Source organism: Streptomyces sp. NPDC014995, from assembly GCF_043080745.1.
In the GTDB taxonomy this organism is placed as follows: domain Bacteria; phylum Actinomycetota; class Actinomycetes; order Streptomycetales; family Streptomycetaceae; genus Streptomyces.
In genome coordinates, this window is record NZ_JBIBVX010000003.1 from 155,915 (window position 1) to 177,523 (window position 21,609).

A 21,609-nucleotide genomic window follows, 5' to 3' on the forward strand; every position below is an offset into this window, starting at 1 on the left:
CTGGTGTTCTCAGCCCAGACATCGGATGTCTAGGCGTCATTATGGGGGCTCGTCTCCCCGACTTCGCCGACGGGGGAGGCCGGCATGCGCGAGGGGCGGCTCCATCGGCGTGGAGCCGCCCCTCGTGTGGTGCCGGCCCCGGTGCGGAGGGGGCCGTCCCTCGGTGCCGGCCCCGGTCAGGGAAGTGGGCCGGCGAAGGGTCTGTTTCCTGCTCGTGCCTACTTCTTGTCGAGCAGGTCCTGGATCCTGGCGCGGACGTCGTCCGTGGCCAGGCCGCGGATCGTCAGCGTCGTCCGGCGGCGCAGCACGTCGTCCGGGGTCTGCGCCCACTCGTTGTCGCGGGCGTAGACGACCTGGGCCCAGATCTCGGGGGCGTCGGGGTGGACGCGCTCGCCCAGCTCGGGGTTCTCGTTCGCCAGGCGGGCGATGTCGAAGGCCAGCGAACCGTAGTGCGTGGCCAGGTGCCTGGCGGTGTCGGCGGCCATGCGCGGGCCGGGCGCCGGGTGGTCGACCAGGAGCCGGTGGGCGACCGCGCGCGGGTTGGCGACACCCGGCAGCGGCAGCTTCTTCGGCAGGGAGGAGATCGGCTCGAAGTCGTCACCGAGCGGGTGTCCCGGCAGGGACTCCAGCTTCTGCATGACCGTACGGCCGATGTGGCGGAAGGTCGTCCACTTGCCACCCGCGACCGACAGCATCCCGCCCCTGCCCTCGGTGACGACGGTCTCGCGCTTGGCCTTCGCCGTGTCGCCGGGCCCGCCCGGCAGCACCCGCAGGCCCGCGAAGGCGTACGTGATGAGGTCGCGGTCGAGCTGCTGGTCCCGGATGGAGAACGCGGCCTCGTCCAGGATCTGGGCTATGTCGTTGTCGTTGACGGCGACGTCGCCCGGATCGCCCTCGTACTCCTCGTCCGTGGTGCCGAGCAGGAGCATGTCCTCCCAGGGCAGGGCGAAGGTGATGCGGTACTTGTCGATCGGGGTCGCCAGCGCCGCCTTCCAGGGCGAGGTGCGCTTCAGGACCAGGTGCGCGCCCTTCGAGAGGCGGATGGACGGGGCCGCGTTCGGGTCCTCCATCCGGCGCAGGTGGTCCACCCACGGGCCGGTGGCGTTCAGCACCAGACGGGCGTCGACGCCGAACTCGTCACCGGAGAGCCGGTCGCGCAGCTCGGCACCGGTGACCCGGCCCCTGGTGAAGCGCAGGCCGCTGACCTCGGCGTGGTTCATGACGACCGCGCCCGCCTCGACGGCCGCGCGGACCGTCATCAGCGCCATGCGGGCGTCGTTCATCTGGTCGTCGCCGTACACGGCGACGGCCTTGAGGTTCTCGGTGCGCAGCTCGGGCACGTCCTGCGCGGCCTTCGAGGGCGAGAGCAGGTGCCCCACGCCGTCGCCGAAGGCCGACAGGGCGGAGTAGGCGAAGACGCCCGCCCCGAGCTTCGCCGCGCCGTGCGGCCCGCCCTTGTACACGGGGAGGTAGAAGGTGAGCGGGTTCGCCAGGTGGGGGGCCACCTGGCGGGAGACCGCACGGCGCTCGAAGTGGTTCTCCGCGACCAGCTTCACCGCGCCGGTCTGCAGGTAGCGCAGACCGCCGTGGAGCAGCTTGGAGGAGGCGGAGGAGGTGGCACCGGCGAAGTCGCCGGCGTCGACCAGTGCCACCCTGAGGCCGGACTGCGCGGCGTGCCAGGCGGTGGAGATGCCCAGGATGCCGCCGCCGATCACGAGAAGGTCGTACGACGCCTTGGCGAGCTGCTCCCGGGTCTCGGCTCGGCTCGGGTTCGAGCCGGAGGCCGGGCGCGTGCCCAGGGCAGGCACGGACTGCAGGGTGGACTGACTGGTCATATCGGGTTCTTACTCCTCATCAGAGCGGGTGTCGGAGCCTTCCGCGGGCTCTTGCCGGCTCTCGTCAGTTCTCGTCCTCGAGCCAGCCCATGGTCCGCTCGACGGCCTTGAGCCAGCTCTTGTACTCACGGTCGCGGCTCTCCGCGTCCATGCGGGGGGTCCACTCGGCGGCCCGCCGCCAGTTGGCGCGCAGGTCGTCGGTGCTGTTCCAGAAGCCGACGGCGAGGCCGGCGGCGTAGGCGGCGCCGAGGCAGGTGGTCTCGGCGACCATCGGACGCACCACCGGCGCGTCCAGGAAGTCCGAGAGGGTCTGCATCAGCAGGTTGTTGGAGGTCATGCCGCCGTCGACCTTGAGAGCCGCGAGCTCGACGCCGGAGTCCTTCGTCATGGCGTCGGTGATCTCACGGGTCTGCCAGGCCGTGGCCTCCAGGACGGCGCGCGCGAGGTGCGCCTTGGTGACGTACCGGGTGAGGCCGGCGATCACACCGCGGGCGTCGGAGCGCCAGTACGGGGCGAACAGGCCGGAGAAGGCCGGCACGAAGTACGCGCCGCCGTTGTCCTCGACGGAGAGCGCGAGCGTCTCGATCTCGGCGGCGGTGGAGATCAGGCCCATCTGGTCGCGCATCCACTGCACCAGCGAACCGGTCACGGCGATCGAGCCCTCGAGGGCGTAGACCGGCTTGTCGTCGCCGATGCGGTAGCCGACGGTGGTGAGCAGGCCGGAGTACGAGTTGATGATCTTCTCACCGGTGTTCATCAGCATGAACGTGCCGGTGCCGTACGTCGACTTCGCCTCGCCCTCGGAGAAGCAGGTCTGGCCGAACAGGGCCGCCTGCTGGTCGCCGAGCGCGGAGGCGACCGGGATGCCGCCGAGCAGGTCGCCGAGCTTGCCGCCGGTGACCTCGCCGTAGACCTCGGCGGAGGAGCGGATCTCCGGGAGCATCGCCATCGGGACGCCGATGGACTCCGCGATCTTCTCGTCCCACTCCAGGGTGTGGAGGTTCATGAGGAGGGTGCGGGAGGCGTTGGTGACGTCGGTGTAGTGCTTGCCGCCGTCGACACCGCCGGTCAGGTTCCAGATGACCCAGGTGTCCATGGTGCCGAAGAGGATGTCGCCGGCCTCGGCGCGTTCGCGCAGGCCCTCGACGTTGTCCAGCAGCCAGCGGGCCTTCGGGCCGGCGAAGTAGGAGGCCAGCGGCAGACCGGTCTCGCGGCGGAAGCGGTCCTGACCGACGTTGCGGCCGAGGTCCTTGCAGAGGGCGTCGGTGCGGGTGTCCTGCCAGACGATGGCGTTGTGGACGGGCTCACCGGTGTTCTTGTCCCACAGCAGCGTGGTCTCGCGCTGGTTGGTGATGCCGATGGCCTTGATGTCGTCGCGGGTGATGCCGGCCTTCGCGATGGCGCCGGCGACGACCTCCTGGACGTTGGTCCAGATCTCGTTGGCGTCGTGCTCGACCCAGCCCGGCTTCGGGAAGATCTGCTCGTGCTCCTTCTGGTCGACGGAGACGATCCGGCCGTCCCGGTCGAAGACGATGCAGCGGCTGGAGGTGGTGCCCTGGTCGATGGCGGCGATGAAGGGGCCGGCGGTGTGGGCGTCGGTCACTGTGTGCTCCTGAAAGTTCCGTGGTCGAGGGGCGGTACGTACGGTACGTACGGCGCGTGCCTGCCGTGCGGCCGAAGCCGCGGATTCCTAGGCGAAGGCGACGTTGTAGATGCCCGCGGCGATCGCGCCGCCGATCAGCGGACCGACCACCGGCACCCAGGCGTAGCCCCAGTCGGAGCCGCCCTTGTTCGGCAGGGGCAGGAGGGCGTGCACGATACGCGGACCGAGGTCACGGGCCGGGTTGATCGCGTAGCCGGTGGGCCCGCCCAGGGACAGACCGATCGAGACCACCACGAGCGAGGTGACCAGCGCACCCAGGGTGCCGAGACCGTTGCCCGCGTCGTTCAGGCCCTGCGTGAGGACGGCGAGCACCAGCACCACGGTGCCGACGATCTCCGTGGCGAGGTTCTGCACCGCGTTGCGGATCTCCGGGCCGGTGGAGAAGATGCCGAGCACCGGGCCGGCGCCCTTCTCCTGGGCCTCCACGGCCTTGGCCGCCGTGGCCTGCGCGCCCGGACCGCCGACGATCTCGCGGTCGGTGAGGTGCGCGTGGAACTGGCCGTAGTAGGCGACCCACACCAGGGCCGCGCCGATCATGGCGCCGAGCACCTGTCCGGCCCAGTAGGTGGGAACGTTGCCCCAGTCGCCGTCCTTGATGGCGATCGCGAGCGTCACGGCCGGGTTCAGGTGGGCGCCGGAGAGCGGCGCCGAGGTGTAGACGGCCGTCAGAACGGCGAAACCCCACCCGAAGGTGATGGCGAGCCAGCCGGCGTTTCGGGCCTTGGAGGCCTTCAGCGTGACGGCGGCACAGACGCCTCCGCCGAGCAGGATGAGTATGGCGGTACCGATGGTCTCGCCGATGAAGATGTCGGAGCTGGACACCCGCGACTCCTTTGTCCTTCGTCCAGGGAAGCCGAACCCCCGTGTCCCTCAGGGGGTCTGGCGCCCTCAGGGGGTGAGAGCGATGCCGGCCCTTGGCGTTGCCACACTCTAGCGCGTATTGCCGGTAGGTGTTCGACAATGCCGACCGATGGACGGGAGTCTTGCTGCGGCGTTACGGGTGCGTCAAGAGTTCTGTTATCGAAAACCCGATCGTTACTGATCGATGCCGGCTATCGGTCCGCGAGCGGGCGCGCCGGCCGGTGCGCCACAGGGCGCCATGCCCCGCGCCGGCCGGTGCGCCACAGGGCCACATGCCCCGCACCGGCCGGTCGCCGCGGGCATGACGAGGGCCGGAACGTCGTACGACGTCCCGGCCCGGTCCTTCCCGCTTCTTGGAAGCCCTGCTTCTCCCGGAGCCGTCGGCCCCTCAGAACCGCCCGGCTCCCAGGTCCCGCGACACCGCGCGGGCACAGTCCCGCACCGCCGCGATCAGCTCGGGCCGCACCTCGCCCTCCGGGCACACCCGCTCCACCGCCCCGGTGATGCCCACCGCCCCCACCGGCATCCGCCGCCGGTCGTGGATGGGCGCGGCGATGGAGGCGACGCCCTCCCAGGTCTCCTCGACGTCCGCCGCGTACCCACGCGCGCGCGTGACGTCGAGGAGCCGCTCGAAGTCGTCCAGCTCGCACACCGTGCGGTCCGTGAAGGGCTTGCGGTCGGCCTCCAGCGCCTCGCTGTGCGCGACCGGGTCGTAGGCGGACAGCACCTTGCCCAGGGCCGTGGAGTGCAGCGGCTGCATGGCCCCGATCTCCAGGACCTGCCGGCTGTCGTCGGGGCGGAAGACGTGGTGCACGACCAGCACGCCCTGTTGGTGCAGCACGCCGAGGTGGACGCTCTCGCCGCTGGACCGGGCCAGGTCGTCCGTCCACACCAGGGCCCGCGCCCGCAGCTCGTGCACGTCGAGATAGGTGGTGCCCAGGCGCAGCAGTTCCGCGCCCAGCTGGTAGCGCCCGGAGGCGTCGTCCTGTTCGACGAAACCCTCCTGCTGGAGGGTGCGCAGGATGCCGTGGGCGGTGCCCTTGGCCAGGCCCAGGGCCGAGGCGATGTCCGAGAGGCCGAGCCGTCGCTCGCCACCCGCGAGCAGCCGCAGCATCGCGGCCGCCCGTTCGAGCGACTGGATGTTCCGTGCCATCGCCGTCCTGCCTCCGTCCCCTTGGGCCGTCCACGCGCAGCTAGCGCCACCGTCGTTCGGCAATGTCGAACACTACCGGTCCATGACGACCTCCCGCTAATGGTCGGTCAATAGTGTTCTGTCACTCGTCTCTCACCAGTGACGGGAACGCCATCCTCGTCCGTCCCGTGGACGCCCTGACCATAAGCCCCCGGTCCCGGCTACCCTGGCGGCGTGCGCTCTCCTCGGGAAGCCGTCCGGCACGCGTTCCGAGGTGAGGCAAAGCCGACAGCCGTCGCACCAAAGGGAGCCCCTTCATGGCCTCTGTGCCGCCGACCCCTTCCGCCGACAGCCGGACTCGTGTGTCCGCGCTCCGCGAGGCCCTCGCCACCCGTGTGGTGGTCGCCGACGGAGCCATGGGCACCATGCTCCAGGCCCAGGAGCCCACCCTCGAGGACTTCGAGAACCTCGAGGGCTGCAACGAGATCCTCAACCTCACCCGGCCCGACATCGTCCGCTCCGTCCACGAGGCGTACTTCGACGCCGGCGTGGACTGCGTCGAGACCAACACCTTCGGCGCCAACCACGCGGCCATGGCCGAGTACGACATCGCCGACCGCGTCTTCGAACTGTCCGAGGCCGGTGCCCGCATCGCCCGCGAGAGCGCGGACGCGTACACCGGCTGCGACGGACGTCAGCGCTGGGTGCTGGGCTCCATCGGCCCCGGCACCAAGCTGCCCACCCTCGGTCACGTCCCGTACGCCACGCTCCGCGAGGGCTTCCAGGCCAACGCCGAGGGGCTGCTCGCCGGCGGCGCCGACGCCCTGATCGTGGAGACCACCCAGGACCTGCTCCAGACGAAGGCCTCCGTCCTCGGCGCCCGCCGCGCCATGGAGGCGACCGGCACCGAGGTGCCCCTGCTGGTCTCCATGGCGTTCGAGACCACCGGCACCATGCTCCTCGGCTCCGAGATCGGCGCCGCGCTCACCGCGCTGGAGCCGCTCGGCATCGACATGATCGGCCTGAACTGTTCCACCGGTCCGGCCGAGATGAGCGAGCACCTGCGCTACCTCACGCGCCACTCCCGCATCCCGCTGCTGTGCATGCCGAACGCGGGCCTGCCCATCCTCACCAAGGACGGCGCCCACTTCCCCCTCGGCCCCGAGGGCCTGGCCGACGCGCAGGAGAACTTCGTCCGCGACTACGGCCTGTCCCTCATCGGCGGCTGCTGCGGCACCACCCCCGAGCACCTGCGCCAGGTCGTCGAGCGCGTCCGCGACCTCACCCCCGCCGAGCGCAGCCCGCGTCCCGAGCCGGGCGCCGCCTCCCTCTACCAGACGGTCCCCTTCCGCCAGGACACCTCGTACCTGGCCATCGGCGAGCGCACCAACGCCAACGGCTCCAAGAAGTTCCGCGAGGCCATGCTGGAGGGCCGCTGGGACGACTGCGTGGAGATGGCCCGCGAGCAGATCCGCGAGGGCGCGCACATGCTCGACCTCTGCGTGGACTACGTCGGCCGCGACGGCGTCGCCGACATGGAGGAACTGGCCGGGCGCCTCGCCACCGCCTCCACCCTGCCGATCGTGCTGGACTCCACCGAGGTGGAGGTCCTGCGGGCGGGTCTGGAGAAGCTGGGCGGCCGCGCGGTCATCAACTCCGTGAACTACGAGGACGGCGACGGCCCCGAGTCGCGGTTCGCGAAGGTCACCCGGCTGGCCCGGGAGCACGGCGCGGCCCTGATCGCGCTGACCATCGACGAGGAGGGCCAGGCCCGCACCGCAGAGAAGAAGGTCGAGATCGCCGAGCGGCTGATCGAGGACCTGACGGCGAACTGGGGCGTCCACGAGTCGGACATCCTCATCGACTGCCTGACCTTCACCATCTGTACCGGCCAGGAGGAGTCCCGCAAGGACGGCATCGCCACCATCGAGGCGATCCGCGAGCTCAAGCGCCGCCGTCCCGACGTCCAGACCACCCTGGGCCTGTCCAACATCTCCTTCGGACTCAACCCGGCCGCCCGCATCCTGCTGAACTCCGTCTTCCTCGACGAGTGCGTCAAGGCGGGCCTCGACTCGGCGATCGTCCACGCGTCGAAGATCCTGCCGATCGCCCGCTTCAGCGAGGAAGAGGTCGGCACGGCCCTCGACCTGATCTACGACCGCCGCGCCGAGGGCTACGACCCCCTCCAGAAGCTGATGCAGCTCTTCGAGGGCGCCACCGCCAAGTCCCTGAAGGCCGGCAAGGCCGAGGAACTCGCCGCCCTGCCGCTGGAGGAGCGCCTCAAGCGCCGCATCATCGACGGCGAGCGCAACGGCCTGGAGGCCGACCTCGACGAGGCCCTGCTGAGCCGCCCGGCGCTCGACATCGTCAACGAGACCCTCCTGGACGGCATGAAGGTCGTCGGCGAGCTGTTCGGCTCCGGCCAGATGCAGCTGCCGTTCGTCCTCCAGTCCGCCGAGGTCATGAAGGCCGCGGTCGCCCATCTCGAACCGCACATGGAGAAGTCCGACGCCGAGGGCAAGGGCACCATCGTCCTCGCCACCGTCCGCGGCGACGTCCACGACATCGGCAAGAACCTCGTCGACATCATCCTGTCCAACAACGGCTACAACGTCGTCAACCTCGGCATCAAGCAGCCGGTCTCCGCGATCCTGGAGGCGGCCGAGGAGCACCGCGCCGACGTCATCGGCATGTCCGGGCTCCTGGTCAAGTCCACGGTGATCATGAAGGAGAACCTGGAGGAGCTCAACCAGCGCGGCCTGGCGGCGAACTACCCGGTCATCCTCGGCGGCGCCGCCCTGACCCGCGCCTACGTCGAGCAGGACCTGCACGAGATCTACGAGGGCGAGGTCCGCTACGCCCGCGACGCCTTCGAGGGCCTGCGCCTGATGGACGCCCTCATCGGCGTCAAGCGGGGCGTGCCCGGGGCGAAGCTGCCGGAGCTGAGGCAGCGCCGGGTCCGGTCCGCCGCCGCCGAGGGCGAGGACGCCCTGGCGTCGGCGGCCGGCGCCGCGGGGCCGGAGGGCAACGTCCGCTCCGACGTCGCCACCGACAACCCCGTGCCCACCCCGCCGTTCTGGGACACCCGCGTCATCAAGGGCATCCAGCTCAAGGAGTACGCCTCCTGGCTGGACGAGGGCGCCCTGTTCAAGGGCCAGTGGGGCCTCAAGCAGGCCCGCACCGGCGACGGGCCGACGTACGAGGAACTGGTCGAGACCGAGGGCCGGCCGCGGCTGCGCGGCCTGCTGGACAGGCTCCAGACCGAGAACCTCCTCGAGGCCGCCGTGGTCTACGGCTACTTCCCGTGCGTGTCCAAGGACGACGACCTGATCCTGCTGGACGAACACGGCAACGAGCGGACCCGCTTCACCTTCCCGCGCCAGCGCCGCGGCCGCCGGCTGTGCCTCGCGGACTTCTTCCGCCCGCAGGAGTCGGGGGAGACCGATGTCGTCGGCCTCCAGGTGGTCACCGTCGGCTCCCGCATCGGCGAGGAGACCGCGAAGCTCTTCGAGGCCAACTCCTACCGCGACTACCTCGAACTGCACGGCCTGTCCGTGCAGTTGGCGGAGGCGCTCGCCGAGTACTGGCACGCGCGCGTGCGCGCCGAACTGGGCTTCGCGGGCGAGGACCCGGCCGGGATCGAGGACATGTTCGCCCTGAAGTACCGCGGCGCCCGCTTCTCCCTGGGCTACGGCGCCTGCCCCAACCTGGAGGACCGCGCCAAGATCGCCGAGCTGCTCCGGCCCGAGCGGATCGGCGTCCACCTGTCGGAGGAGTTCCAGCTCCACCCCGAGCAGTCCACGGACGCCATCGTGATCCACCACCCCGAGGCGAAGTACTTCAACGCACGGTGACATCTCACGCACGGTGACGCCGCGTGCACGGTGAAGCGCGTCCCGCGCCGCACACTGATCCGAGTCGTCGTACACTGGTCGGTCCACAGCAGGCCGGTTGCCTCTTTGCGAGAACAGGCAACCGGCCTGCTCGTCCCTCAAGGAGGTACGTGGATGACCAGCACGGTTCCCGCACCAGGAATCCGTACGGCGGAGGGCTCCGCCCTTCAGGCCGTGCTCCTCGACATGGACGGCACCCTGGTGGACACCGAGGGTTTCTGGTGGGACGTCGAGGTCGAGGTCTTCGCCGGCCTCGGCCACGCCCTGGACGACTCCTGGCGCCACGTCGTGGTCGGCGGGCCGATGGCCCGCAGTGCCGGGTTCCTGATCGAGGCGACCGGCGCCGACATCACCCTCGCCGAACTCACCGTCCTGCTCAACGAAGGGTTCGAGGACCGCATCGGACGCGCCCTGCCGCTGATGCCGGGAGCCGCCCGGCTGCTGGCCGAACTGGCCGAGCACGAGGTCCCCACGGCCCTCGTCTCCGCCTCGCACCGGCGCATCATCGACCGCGTCCTCGCCTCGCTGGGCCCCCAGCACTTCGCCCTGACCGTGGCCGGCGACGAGGTCGCGCGCACCAAGCCGCACCCCGACCCCTATCTGCTCGCCGCCGCCGGGCTCGGCGCGGATCCGACCAGATGCGCCGTCGTCGAGGACACCGCGACCGGGGTCGCCGCGGCCGAGGCGGCGGGCTGCCATGTCGTCGCCGTGCCCTCCGTGGCGCCGATCGCCCCGGCCGCCCGGCGCACCGTCGTGGCCTCGCTGGAAGAGGTCGACCTGACATTTCTGCGTGGTCTGATGCCGCTCCGATGATCACCGGGACGATCATTGGTGATCGTTCAACGACGGGATTCCGATAGACGTTCACCCAGCGTGCACCGCCGACAACTCGGGAATTCGGCGCGTGTGCGCGCGGTGAATTCGGGTGATCGCCGACGGCTCAATTCCGCTCCGCGCGCACCCCCTTGAGGGTGTGACGTTCCCCACCTGGCAGGGGGTCGACAGGCGCGCTTCCGTGTGCTTTGCACCTCTGTTCGGAGAGTGTGGACGTGCCCTTGTGTCCCGATTGATGAGACGCTGTACGAATCATTCCGCAGTCGGCCTCTCGGTGTGTCGGCACCCGGCTTCGCTGCGTGATGGGGTTTCAACTCCGGTGGCTGCGAGCCCTCGTGCAGGTGCGGACTAATCTCGTCGCGGAAACATCGCCCTTACCCCCGTGATCGGCCGCGACACCCCTGCATGCCGGGTACACGGACTTGACAGCTCTGGAGAAACTCGAGCATGAACCGCAAGACTTTGGTGCTGCCGGCCGTGGTCGGCCTGCTCGCGCCCGCCCTCGCCGCCTGCGGCGGGACCGACAGCGGGAGCGGCAGTGGCGACGCCATCGTCGTGGGCACCACCGACCGGTTCACCGCCACGAAGGACGCCCCGGCGCCGCTCGACCCGGCGTACTCCTACGACGTCGGCTCCTGGAACATCCTGCGCCAGACCGTGCAGACCCTGATGATCCAGCCCAAGGGCGAGGGCGACCCCGTCCCGGAGGCCGCCGAGAGCTGCGGCTTCACCGACAGCGGCAACGAGCGCTACGCCTGCAAGCTGCGCGACGGTCTGAAGTTCTCCAACGGCGACGCCATCACCGCCGAGGACGTGAAGTTCTCCATCGACCGCGCCCGCGCCATCAAGGCCGACTCCGGCGTGTTCGCCCTGCTGTCCACCATCGACACGGTCGAGACCCAGGGCGACGACGAGGTCATCTTCCACCTCAGGACCGCCGACGCCACCTTCCCGTTCAAGCTCTCGACCCCGGTCGCCGGCATCGTCAACCCCGACGACTACGCCAAGGACAAGCTGCGGGACGGCTTCGCGGTCGACGGCTCGGGCCCGTACACCCTCAAGGCCGAGACCGACGGCGACGAGATGACCAAGGCCGTCTTCACCAAGAACCCCACCTACAAGGGGACCTTGAACGTGAAGAACGACAAGGTCGAGATGGTCTCCTTCACGGACGCCGACGCGATGGGCACCGCCCTCGACAAGGGCGACATCGACCTCATGACCCGCACCATGTCGCCGGCGCAGATCCAGAAGCTCTCCGAGTCCTCCACCGACGACAGCGTCGACCTGGTCGAACTGGCCGGCCTGGAGATCCGCTACCTGGCCTTCAACACCACCGCCCCGGTCGTGAAGACCAAGGCCGTCCGCCAGGCCATGGCCCAGCTCATCGACCGCAGCGAACTCGTCTCCGAGGTCTACGGCACCCAGGCCGAACCGCTCTACTCGCTGGTCCCGGCCTCCGTCACCGGCCACTCCAACGCGTTCCTGAACACCTACGGCGCCCCCAGCGTCGCCAAGGCCAAGGCGCTGCTGGAGAAGGCCGACGTCAGCACCCCCGTGAAGCTGACGCTGAACTACACGACCGACCACTACGGCCCGGCCACCAAGAAGGAGTTCGAGCAGCTCCAGAAGCAGCTGAACGACAGTGGCCTGTTCGACGTCTCCCTCCGGGGCACTCCCTGGGACGCGTTCGTCCCCGCCGAACGCAAGGGTGAGTACGCGGTCTACGGCATGGGCTGGTTCCCCGACTTCCCCGACGCCGACAACTTCGTCGCGCCGTTCCTCGACAAGGACAACTTCCTCAAGTCCCCCTACGCCAACGGCGAGATCATCGACAAGCTGATCCCCGAGTCCCGCCGGGAGGCCGACCGCCTCTCCGCGGCCAAGAGCCTGACGAAGATTCAGGACATCGTCGCCGAGGACGTTCCGGTCCTGCCGCTGTGGCAGGGCAAGCAGTACGTCGCCTCCCGCGGCGACGTCACGGGCTCGGCCTACGTGCTCAACTCCTCCGCGTCCCTTCAGCTGTGGGAGCTCTCCCGCGGCGTGAGCGGCTGAGGATCCCCCCATGCCCGAGGCCTTCGACCAGGGCCCCCGGGTTACGAGAACGACGACAAGGCACACGCAAGTGAATATGCGCAACCAGTGGCCGGTCCTGCCGATCGTGGCGGGACTGGCCTCCGGCCTCTTGACCGGCTGCGGCACGGAGAGCGGGGACTCCGGGGGCGACGGCTCCTCCGTGGTCATGGGGATGTCCGACGACGTCCTGGCCACGGACCCCGCGTCCGGCTACGACCCCGGCTCCTGGCTGTTGTTCAACAACGTCTTCCAGTCGCTGCTGAGTTTCCCCAAGGGCGGCACCGAACCCGAGCCCGACGCGGCGCAGGAGTGCTCCTTCACCGACACCCGGACCAAGGTCTACGAGTGCACGCTGAAGGACGGTCTGAAGTTCAGCAACGGTGACGCGCTCACCTCAAAGGACGTCAAGTTCTCCTTCGACCGCATGCTGGAGATCAACGACGACGCCGGCCCCGCGATCATGTTCCCCATGCTCGACAAGGTCGAGACGCCGGACGACAAGACCGTCGTCTTCAAGCTGAAGGTCCCCGACGCCACCTTCCCCAGCAAGATCGCCTCGGGCGCCGGCTCCATCGTCGACCACCGCTCGTACGACGCCGACGGCCTGCGCGAGGACGGCGAGGCCGTCGGCTCCGGCCCCTACAAGCTGGACTCCTTCAGCGAGGACGAGGCCGTCTTCTCCGTCAACGAGAACTACAAGGGCACCGCCGAGGTACAGAACACCGGCGTCACCCTGAAGTTCTTCCACGGCGACCAGAGGGGCCTGGAGAAGGCCCTCCTCGACGACAAGGTCGACATCGCCTACCGAGGCCTCACCGCCGCCGGGATCTCCGCCATCGAGGCGAGCAACGACAGCTCCGGCGTCGAGGTCGTCGAGGGCAGCAGCGCCGAGGTCCAGCACCTCGTCTTCAACATGGACGACCCCGTCGCCGGAAAGCTCGGCGTCCGCCAGGCCATCGCCTACCTGATCGACCGCGAGGCCCTCATCAAGGACGTCTACCAGGGCACCGCCGACCCGCTGTACTCGATCATCCCGGCCGGCATCGCCGGCCACAACACGGCCTTCTTCGACCGCTACGGCGCCCGCCCCTCGCAGGCCAAGGCAGCCGCCGCGCTCCAGAAGGAGGGCATCAGCGGCAAGGTGAAGCTCACCCTCTGGTCGACCCCCTCCCGCTACGGCCCCGCCACCGACGACGAGTTGAAGGCCATAGCCGCCCAGCTCAACGCCAGCGGCCTGTTCGACGCCGACGTGAAGTCCGTCGCCTACGACCAGTACGAGAAGGACGTCGCCGAGGGCAAGTACGGCGTGTACGTCAAGGGCTGGGTGCCCGACTACCCGGACGCCGACAACTTCACCGCACCCTTCTTCGGCGAGGGCAACGTGCTGGACAACAACTACGCCAACAGCACGATCACCGGCACGCTCATCCCGCGCACCGCGGCCGAGAGCAACCGTTCCTCCACCGACGAGGACTACGCCCGGCTCCAGGACATCGTCGCCGAGCAGCTGCCCGTCCTCCCGGTCTGGCAGGCCAAGCAGTACGCCGTCGTCCACGACGACGTCTACGGCCTGGAGAACTGCCTCGACGCCTCCACGGTCTTCCGCTTCTGGGAGCTCAACAAGGGCTGAGGCACGGCCGGTCCCCACGCACGCGGAGGGCGCCCCTCGTCAGGAAGGGGCGCCCTCCGCGCCGTGTGGGACGGGGTCCGTACGCCGTGCTACTGCGCGCCGGGGCGCACCAGCCCGCTCTCGTACGCGTACACCGCGGCCTGCACCCGGTCGCGCAAACCCAGCTTGGTCAGCACATGCCCGACGTGCGTCTTGACGGTGGTCTCGCTGACGAACAGGTCGGCGGCGATCTCGGCGTTCGACAGCCCCCGCGCCACCAGCTTCAGCACCTCGACCTCGCGGTCGGTGAGCGTGTGCAGGGTGTCCGGCACCGGCTCGTCACCGGACGGCAGATGCGTGGCGTACTTGTCGAGCAGCCGACGGGTGATGCTCGGCGCGAGCATCGCCTCGCCGGCGGCCACCACCCGGATCGCCTGGACGAGTTCGGTGGCGGGCGCGTCCTTGAGCAGGAACCCGCTCGCCCCGGCCCGCAGTGCCTCCACCACGTACTCGTCGAGGTCGAAGGTGGTCAGCACCAGCACCTTCGCCGGACCGTCCCGGCCCGGCCCGGTGATCTGCCGGGTCGCCTCGACCCCGTCCATGCGGGGCATGCGGATGTCCATCAGAACCACGTCGGGCTGCAGGGCCCGCACCTGGTCGAGGGCCTGGAGGCCGTCGCCGGCCTCGCCGACCACCGCGAGGTCCTGCTCCGCCTCCAGGATCATCCGGAAGCCGGTACGCAGCAGCGGCTGGTCGTCGACCAGTAGGACGCGGATGGCCACGTAAGTCTCCTTCGCTAGTCCGGCCCCATTCTGCCCTGCGCGCCGGCACCGGACTCGGCCGCCCTCACCGGCAGTGGATAGGGCGGGGGAGTGCCGCCGAACTCCGGGCAGTGCGCCTGGTGGTCGCACCAGCCGCACAGCTTCGTCGGCCGTGGCCGCCAGTCACCCGTCTCCGTCGCCAGCCGGATCGCCTCCCACAACGCGAGCAGCTTGCGCTCCACACGCTCCAGGTCGGCGAGGACCGGGTCGTACGTCAGGACGTCTCCGCTGCCCAGGTACACCAGTTGCAGCCGCCGCGGGATCACCTTCTTCAGGCGCCAGACCACGAGGGCGTAGAACTTCATCTGGAACAGCGCGCCCTCGGCGTACTCCGGCCTCGGTGCCTTGCCCGTCTTGTAGTCGACGATCCGCACCTCGCCGGTGGGCGCCACGTCGACCCGGTCGATGATCCCGCGCAGGGTCAGCCCCGACTCCAGCTCGGCCTCGATGAACAGCTCCCGCTCGGCCGGTTCCAGCCGGGTCGGATCCTCCAGCGTGAACCACCGCTCGACCAGCCGCTCGGCCTCCGTCAGCCAGCCCGCCAGCCGCTCGCCCTCCGGATCGTCGGCGAACAGCTCCACGAGCTCCGGCCGTGACTCGCGCAGCCGGTCCCACTGACCGGGAATGAGCGCCTTGGCCCGGGGCGCCGTCCGCTCGACCGCCGGGGCGTCGAACAGCCGCTCAAGGACCGCGTGCACCAGCGTCCCCTTGGTGGCCGCCGCGCTCGGCTTCTCCGGCAGCCGGTCGATGACCCGGAACCGGTACAGCAGCGGGCACTGCATGAAGTCGCCCGCGCGCGAGGGCGAGAGCGAGGCGGGCGGTATGGCGACGAAGGTCTTTTCGCCCTCGCCGACCACCGCCTCCGGTACACCCACCTGCGGTGGGGCCTGGACGACACCGTCGTCGCCCGCCTCGGCGACGCCCTCGCTGCTGCTCTCCATGCCCACAGACCTTACGGCCCGCCACTGACAGTCACCCACTCGCGGCCCGGGCACCGGGGACGACCGGGAAAACACCGGGGGTGCCGGGGCGAAACGCGTCACGACGGACGCATACCATCGGTCCTGAGACCCTTCCCGCCCGGCACGAGCGGGAGTTGCAGCGAACGAGGGGACACCGTGGTGGAAAGCGGCGGGAGCGGGCGGCCGCGGCCGGACAGCGAAGAGTCGGCCGAGCGCTCCGTGACACCTGCGCCCCCGCCGCCGACGCCCGAGGAGCGTCCCGTGGAGCCGGTCGCGCCGGAGGAGCCTTCCGCGGCGGACGCGGACGCTCCCGCGCAGAGGGAACAGGACGCTCTCGCGAAGCAGGAAGCGCACGGTTCCGCGCAGCGGGAATCGCACGGTTCCGCGCAGGAAGGAGCCGCGGACGGGGCGGGACAGGCCTCCGACGCCTCCGGCACCACGCCGGCCGCCCCCGGCCCCGCCCCCGCCCCCACGCCCGCTTCCCCTCCCTCCAGATCAGCCGCCCCGGCCGACCTCCACCCCGATCACCCCCGAGCCCACACCCACGGCGACCCGGGCGACGCCCCCGCCCTCGGCGAAGCGCCCGCCCCCTCCAGGGGCCGCCCCCCGCGCCCCCCGGAGCCCCGCGGAGGCCTGCTGATGGGGCGTCCCTTCGGCGTGCCCGTCTACGTGGCCCCCAGCTGGTTCCTCGTCGCCGCGCTGATCACCTGGGTGTTCGGCGGCCAGCTCGACCGCGTGCTGCCCGAACTCGGCGCCGCCCGCTACCTCGTCTCCCTCTTCTTCGCGGTCGCCTTCTATGCGTCCGTCCTCGTCCACGAGCTCGCCCACACGGTCGCCGCCCTCCGCTTCAAGCTCCCGGTCCGCCGCATCCAGCTGCAGTTCTTCGGCGGCGTCTCGGAGATCGAGAAGGAGGCCGAGACGCCGGGCCGGGAGTTCTGGCTGGCCTTCGTCGGTCCGCTCCTCTCCCTGGCCCTGTCCGGTCTCTTCTACCTCGCCCTCCAGCCCGTCGAGCCCGGCACGGTCCCCGGCGTCCTGCTGGCCGGCCTGATGGTCTCCAACCTCATCGTGGCCGTCTTCAACCTCCTGCCCGGCCTCCCCCTCGACGGCGGCCGCATGCTCCGCGCCGTCGTCTGGAAGATCACCGGCAAGCCCATGAGCGGCACCGTCGCCGCCGCCTGGGTCGGCCGTGCCCTCGCCGTCTCCGTCCTCATCGGACTGCCCCTGCTGACCCAGTCCGGGGCGCTCGGGGAGTCCGCCGAGGACAGCGTCGGCATGGACACGGTCATGGACGCCCTGCTCGCCGCCATCCTCGCCGCGATCATCTGGACCGGCGCCGGCAACAGCCTGCGCATGGCCCGCCTGCGCGAACACCTCCCCGAGCTGCGCGCCCGCAACCTCACCCGCCGCGCGGTCCCCGTCGAGTCCGACACCCCGCTCTCCGAGGCCCTGCGCCGCGCCAACGATGCCGGCGCCCGCGCCCTGGTCGTCGTCGACGCCCACGGCGAACCCCTCTCCCTGGTCCGCGAGGCCGCCATCGTCGGCGTACCCGAACACCGCCGCCCCTGGGTCGCCGTCAGCGGCCTCGCCCAGGAGCTCACCGACGGCATGCGCGTCTCCGCCGAGCTGGCCGGCGAGGACCTCCTGGACGCCCTGCGCGCCACCCCCGCCACCGAGTACCTGGTGGTGGAGGAGACCGGCGAGATCTACGGCGTCCTGTCCGCGGCCGACGTGGAGCGCGCCTTCGTCAAGGCGATGGCCCGCCCCAGCTGAGCCCCGCTCTGCCGAAACGGTGGTCGGCGGCCCCCTAAAACGCCGGTAGGCTGGTCACATGTCCGAACCGACCGGTGCCGCCCGCAGGCGCGGGCCCTTCAAGGTCGGGGACCAGGTTCAGCTGACCGACCCCAAGGGCCGCCACTACACGTTCACGCTCGAGGCCGGGAAGAACTTCCACACCCACAAGGGTTCCTTCCCGCACGACGAACTGATCGGCGCTCCCGAGGGCAGCGTTGTCCGCACCACCGGGAACGTCGCCTACCTCGCGCTGCGCCCCCTGCTCCCCGACTACGTCCTGTCCATGCCCCGCGGGGCAGCCGTCGTCTACCCCAAGGACGCGGGGCAGATCCTCGCCTTCGCCGACATCTTCCCCGGCGCGCGCGTCGTGGAGGCCGGCGTCGGCTCCGGCTCGCTCAGCAGCTTCCTGCTGCGCGCCATCGGCGACCAGGGCATGCTGCACTCCTACGAGCGCCGCGAGGACTTCGCGGAGATCGCGCAGCAGAACGTGGAGCGCTACTTCGGCGGCCCGCACCCCGCCTGGCAGCTCACCGTCGGCGACCTCCAGGACAACCTGTCCGACACGGACGTCGACCGGGTCATCCTCGACATGCTCGCCCCCTGGGAGTGCCTCGAGGCCGTCTCCAAGGCCCTCGTCCCCGGCGGCATCCTCTGCTGCTACGTGGCGACCACCACCCAGCTCGCCCGGACCGTCGAGTCCATCCGCGAGATCGGCTGCTTCAACGAGCCGACCGCCTGGGAGACGATGATCCGCAACTGGCACATCGAGGGCCTGGCCGTCCGCCCGGACCACCGCATGATCGGCCACACCGGCTTCCTCCTCACCGCCCGTCGCCTCGCCGACGGCGTCGAGCCGCCCATGCGCCGCCGCCGCCCCGCCAAGGGCGCCTACGGCGAGGACTACGCGGGCCCCAACGCCGACGGAGGCACCGGCCGCTGAGACGGCCACGTGCCGCGGTCAACGAACCGGCGCCGTGGCCGAGTTCCCGTACTACTGGGGGAACTCGCCCACGGCGCCGCTGTGTTGAGCCCGGCTCCCGGCAACCCCCGGCCCCGCCGCACGGGATCCCCCGGCGCCGCCGTCCGACATCTCGCACCCCGCCGTTCCCCCGCACTGTGACGTGTGGCACGATGCTGGCCACCCCACCGGCACTGCCCTCACAGGAGACGCTCCTAGTGCATTCCGCCGTCCCGGAACTGGCGCACACCCACACCCGGCCGATCCACTGGGTCGCGACCGCCACGGCCGTGGCCGGCGTCGTCGCCCTCTCCTCGATCGTCCAGCCCGACCCGGCGACGGCGGTCCAGGCCACCGGCCCGGAGCACCGGTCCGCCCCCGTGACCGCCGCCGCCCCGGCCACCACCGGCGTCGACTTCCCGATCGAGTGCGGCCCGGTCAAGGCCCTCGTGGAGAAACAGGCTTCCGGAGACCTGGACGGCGACGGCAGGCCCGAGACGGTCGCCGTGGTCCACTGCGACGCCCCCATGGGCACCCCGCCCGACGGCGTCTACGTCCTCACCCGGGCCGCCGGTGCCGCCCACGCGCGCGTGGTGGCCACCCTCGTCGACCCGAAGGACCGCCTCACCGTCACCGGCCTCTCCGTCGACGACGGCGCCGTCCTCGCCGCCCTCCTCGGCTACTCCTCGGCCGACGTGCCCAGTTGCTGCCCCGATGTGAAGGACAGCGCCAAGTGGCAGTGGAAGGACGACGCGTTCGTCCGCTCGACGCCCGCCGGTGCCCACAGCGTGTGAGACCGGCCATCGGGCTGTGAGAAATCAGACAGTCGTAACAGGGCGTACGCGCGCGCTCACTGGACGTCCGGGCCGTAGACCTCGACGCTGTCCGAAACCCGGCGCACATGGATGCACTCGCCCGGGCACTCCCGGGCCGAGTCCACCACGTCCGTCAACAGCGGCAACGGAACAGGCGTCGTGGCCCCCTTGTCCTGGAGGAGCTCGTCGTCCGGGCTCTTGACGTACGCCAGGCCGTCGATGTCCAGCTCGAACACCTCGGGTGCGTACTGGGCGCAGATGCCGTCGCCGGTACAGAGATCCTGATCGATCCAGACCTCCAGCGCCTCGCCGCCGACACCGGCCTCCTGCTGCACGCTCATATCTCCTGCCGTTTACTGCCGAGCCGCACGGGAACGATGCAGGCTCTGACGGGTGTTGAACACTTCGACCCTACCTCCGGCCGCTTTCCAATCATGTTCGGTGGGTATTCCCCTGGCGTGAGGGAGAGCGCAAGGGTGAAGATCGGACACACCCCGACAGTCTTTGTGATCTAGGGGTTTCAATCGACACCCACCCAGGTAGGGTCTGGAAGCGTCCAGCTCCCCTTGGAGGAGGTGAGGACCGTGGCAGCCCACGACGACGACATGAACCGCGGCATCCGCCCGGGACGAGGGTCCGAGGACCCCGTCGGGCAGATTGCCTACCTTGAGCAGGAGATCGCCGTCCTGCGACGCAAGCTCGCCGACTCTCCGCGACACACGAGGATTCTCGAAGAGCGGATCGTCGAGCTGCAGACCAACCTGGCCGGCGTGTCCGCCCAGAACGAGCGACTCGCCAACACGCTCCGCGAGGCCCGCGACCAGATCGTGGCCCTCAAGGAGGAGGTCGACCGGCTCGCCCAGCCGCCGGCCGGCTTCGGTGTCTTCCTCGCGGCGAACGAGGACGGCACGGCCGACATCTTCACCGGGGGCCGCAAGCTCCGGGTGAACGTCAGCCCCAGCGTCGAGCTCGAGGAGCTCCGGCGCGGCCAGGAAGTGATGCTCAACGAGGCGCTCAACGTGGTCGAGGCCATGGAGTACGAGAGCGTCGGCGACATCGTCACCCTCAAGGAGATCCTCGAGGACGGCGAGCGCGCCCTGGTGGTGGGGCACACCGACGAGGAGCGGGTGGTACGGCTCGCCGAGCCGCTGCTGGACGTCACCATCCGCCCCGGCGACGCCCTGCTGCTCGAGCCCCGCTCCGGCTACGTCTACGAGGTCGTCCCGAAGAGCGAGGTCGAGGAGCTCGTTCTCGAAGAGGTCCCGGACATCGGCTACGAGCAGATCGGTGGCCTGGGCGGCCAGATCGAGGCCATCCGCGACGCGGTCGAGCTCCCGTACCTCTACCCGGACCTGTTCAAGGAGCACGAACTGCGGCCGCCCAAGGGTGTCCTGCTCTACGGGCCCCCCGGATGCGGCAAGACGCTGATCGCCAAGGCCGTCGCCAACTCGCTGGCCAAGAAGGTCGCCGAGGTCACCGGCCAGGCCGCGGGCAAGAGCTTCTTCCTCAACATCAAGGGCCCCGAGCTGCTGAACAAGTACGTGGGCGAGACCGAGCGGCAGATCCGCCTGGTCTTCCAGCGGGCGCGTGAGAAGGCCAGCGAGGGCACCCCCGTCATCGTCTTCTTCGACGAGATGGAGTCCCTCTTCCGCACCCGTGGCTCGGGTGTCAGCTCGGACGTGGAGAACACCATCGTCCCGCAGCTGCTCGCCGAGATCGACGGCGTGGAGGGCCTGCAGAACGTGGTCGTGATCGGCGCCTCCAACCGCGAGGACATGATCGACCCGGCCATCCTGCGGCCCGGCCGGCTGGACGTGAAGATCAAGATCGAGCGTCCGGACGCCGAGGCGGCCAAGGACATCTTCGGCAAGTACCTCACCGAGCGCCTCCCGCTCCACGCGGACGACCTCGGGGAGCACGGCGGCGACAAGACCACCACCGTCCAGAGCATGATCCAGACGGCAGTGGAACACATGTACGCCGAATCCGAGGAGAACCGCTTCCTGGAAGTCACCTACGCCAACGGCGACAAGGAAGTCCTCTACTTCAAGGACTTCAACTCCGGCGCCATGATCGAGAACATCGTGGGCCGCGCCAAGAAAATGGCGATCAAGGACTTCCTGGAGAAGAACCAGAAGGGCCTTCGCGTTTCCCACCTCCTCCAGGCCTGCGTGGACGAGTTCAAGGAGAACGAGGACCTGCCGAACACCACGAACCCGGACGACTGGGCCCGGATCTCCGGAAAGAAGGGCGAGCGGATCGTGTACATCCGCACCCTGATCACCGGAAAGCAGGGTTCCGACACCGGACGCTCCATCGACACGGTGGCCAACACCGGACAGTACCTGTAAAAACAGGG

Annotated in this window: 15 protein-coding genes; 8 read left to right on the forward strand and 7 right to left on the reverse strand. The window is 70.1% G+C overall.

The window, feature by feature from the left end; translation table 11 throughout:
- Nucleotides 1–218 precede the first annotated feature (218 nt).
- The 4 genes from ACF1A1_RS08155 to ACF1A1_RS08170 form a co-directional block, all read right to left on the reverse strand.
- A complete protein-coding gene (locus ACF1A1_RS08155; protein WP_391646694.1) occupies nt 219–1,835 on the reverse strand; it encodes an FAD-dependent oxidoreductase in 1,617 nt (538 codons plus the stop codon).
- Nucleotides 1,836–1,899: 64 nt separating this feature from the next.
- Nucleotides 1,900–3,438 carry a glycerol kinase GlpK gene (glpK, locus tag ACF1A1_RS08160; protein ID WP_391646696.1) on the reverse strand — a complete coding sequence of 513 codons (1,539 nt, stop codon included), beginning with the start codon at nt 3,436–3,438 and terminating at the stop codon, nt 1,900–1,902.
- A gap of 87 nt (nt 3,439–3,525) precedes the next feature.
- A complete protein-coding gene (locus ACF1A1_RS08165) occupies nt 3,526–4,320 on the reverse strand; it encodes an MIP/aquaporin family protein (protein WP_391646698.1) in 795 nt (264 codons plus the stop codon).
- Nucleotides 4,321–4,747: 427 nt separating this feature from the next.
- Nucleotides 4,748–5,512, reverse strand: coding sequence for an IclR family transcriptional regulator (locus ACF1A1_RS08170; RefSeq protein WP_391646700.1), 765 nt, complete (start codon nt 5,510–5,512; stop codon nt 4,748–4,750).
- A 296-nt stretch (nt 5,513–5,808) separates the two neighbouring features.
- Between ACF1A1_RS08170 and metH the strand changes: the two genes are divergently transcribed.
- The 4 genes from metH to ACF1A1_RS08190 all read left to right on the forward strand — a co-directional run bounded on the left by metH (nt 5,809) and on the right by ACF1A1_RS08190 (nt 13,924).
- Nucleotides 5,809–9,345 carry a methionine synthase gene (gene metH / locus ACF1A1_RS08175; protein ID WP_391646702.1) on the forward strand — a complete coding sequence of 1,179 codons (3,537 nt, stop codon included), beginning with the start codon at nt 5,809–5,811 and terminating at the stop codon, nt 9,343–9,345.
- Between the two features lie 153 nt (nt 9,346–9,498).
- Nucleotides 9,499–10,197: an HAD family hydrolase gene (locus ACF1A1_RS08180; RefSeq protein ID WP_391646704.1), complete on the forward strand. Its 699-nt coding sequence runs from the start codon at nt 9,499–9,501 to the stop codon at nt 10,195–10,197.
- A gap of 468 nt (nt 10,198–10,665) precedes the next feature.
- Nucleotides 10,666–12,273, forward strand: a complete 1,608-nt coding sequence (locus ACF1A1_RS08185; protein ID WP_391646706.1) for an ABC transporter substrate-binding protein — start codon at nt 10,666–10,668, stop codon at nt 12,271–12,273.
- 70 nt (nt 12,274–12,343) lie between these two features.
- Nucleotides 12,344–13,924, forward strand: a complete 1,581-nt coding sequence (locus ACF1A1_RS08190) for an ABC transporter substrate-binding protein (RefSeq protein ID WP_391646708.1) — start codon at nt 12,344–12,346, stop codon at nt 13,922–13,924.
- An 89-nt stretch (nt 13,925–14,013) separates the two neighbouring features.
- Here the strand turns inward: ACF1A1_RS08190 and ACF1A1_RS08195 are convergent, their stop codons facing one another.
- Both ACF1A1_RS08195 and ACF1A1_RS08200 read right to left on the reverse strand, forming a co-directional pair.
- Nucleotides 14,014–14,685, reverse strand: coding sequence for a response regulator transcription factor (locus ACF1A1_RS08195; RefSeq protein ID WP_055622869.1), 672 nt, complete (start codon nt 14,683–14,685; stop codon nt 14,014–14,016).
- A gap of 14 nt (nt 14,686–14,699) precedes the next feature.
- Complete coding sequence (locus ACF1A1_RS08200) at nt 14,700–15,665, reverse strand: RecB family exonuclease (RefSeq protein ID WP_391646710.1); 966 nt, start codon at nt 15,663–15,665, stop codon at nt 14,700–14,702.
- 177 nt (nt 15,666–15,842) lie between these two features.
- Here ACF1A1_RS08200 and ACF1A1_RS08205 point away from each other — a divergent pair, with 177 nt between their 5' ends.
- From ACF1A1_RS08205 to ACF1A1_RS08215, 3 genes are all read left to right on the forward strand, one after another.
- Nucleotides 15,843–17,456: a site-2 protease family protein gene (locus ACF1A1_RS08205; protein WP_391646712.1), complete on the forward strand. Its 1,614-nt coding sequence runs from the start codon at nt 15,843–15,845 to the stop codon at nt 17,454–17,456.
- Between the two features lie 58 nt (nt 17,457–17,514).
- Entirely contained in the window at nt 17,515–18,417 is a 903-nt protein-coding gene (locus ACF1A1_RS08210) for a tRNA (adenine-N1)-methyltransferase (RefSeq protein ID WP_031162116.1), read from the forward strand.
- Nucleotides 18,418–18,653: 236 nt separating this feature from the next.
- A complete protein-coding gene (locus ACF1A1_RS08215; RefSeq protein WP_391646714.1) occupies nt 18,654–19,229 on the forward strand; it encodes a hypothetical protein in 576 nt (191 codons plus the stop codon).
- Between the two features lie 56 nt (nt 19,230–19,285).
- Here ACF1A1_RS08215 and ACF1A1_RS08220 read toward each other — a convergent pair whose 3' ends face one another.
- Entirely contained in the window at nt 19,286–19,591 is a 306-nt protein-coding gene (locus ACF1A1_RS08220; protein WP_391646716.1) for a ferredoxin, read from the reverse strand.
- Between the two features lie 243 nt (nt 19,592–19,834).
- On the opposite strand from ACF1A1_RS08220, the gene arc reads away from it, so the two are divergent.
- Entirely contained in the window at nt 19,835–21,601 is a 1,767-nt protein-coding gene (arc, locus tag ACF1A1_RS08225; RefSeq protein WP_391646718.1) for a proteasome ATPase, read from the forward strand.
- Nucleotides 21,602–21,609: the final 8 nt, after the last annotated feature.

Coding starts and splice junctions, on each gene's coding strand:
- ACF1A1_RS08220 (WP_391646716.1), bottom strand. CDS start 19,591: ATGAGCGTGCAGCAGGAGGCCGGTGTCGGCGGCGAGGCGCTGGAGGTC.
- metH (WP_391646702.1), top strand. CDS start 5,809: ATGGCCTCTGTGCCGCCGACCCCTTCCGCCGACAGCCGGACTCGTGTG.
- ACF1A1_RS08210 (WP_031162116.1), top strand. CDS start 17,515: ATGTCCGAACCGACCGGTGCCGCCCGCAGGCGCGGGCCCTTCAAGGTC.
- ACF1A1_RS08185 (WP_391646706.1), top strand. CDS start 10,666: ATGAACCGCAAGACTTTGGTGCTGCCGGCCGTGGTCGGCCTGCTCGCG.
- ACF1A1_RS08155 (WP_391646694.1), bottom strand. CDS start 1,835: ATGACCAGTCAGTCCACCCTGCAGTCCGTGCCTGCCCTGGGCACGCGC.
- ACF1A1_RS08170 (WP_391646700.1), bottom strand. CDS start 5,512: ATGGCACGGAACATCCAGTCGCTCGAACGGGCGGCCGCGATGCTGCGG.
- ACF1A1_RS08180 (WP_391646704.1), top strand. CDS start 9,499: ATGACCAGCACGGTTCCCGCACCAGGAATCCGTACGGCGGAGGGCTCC.
- ACF1A1_RS08200 (WP_391646710.1), bottom strand. CDS start 15,665: ATGGAGAGCAGCAGCGAGGGCGTCGCCGAGGCGGGCGACGACGGTGTC.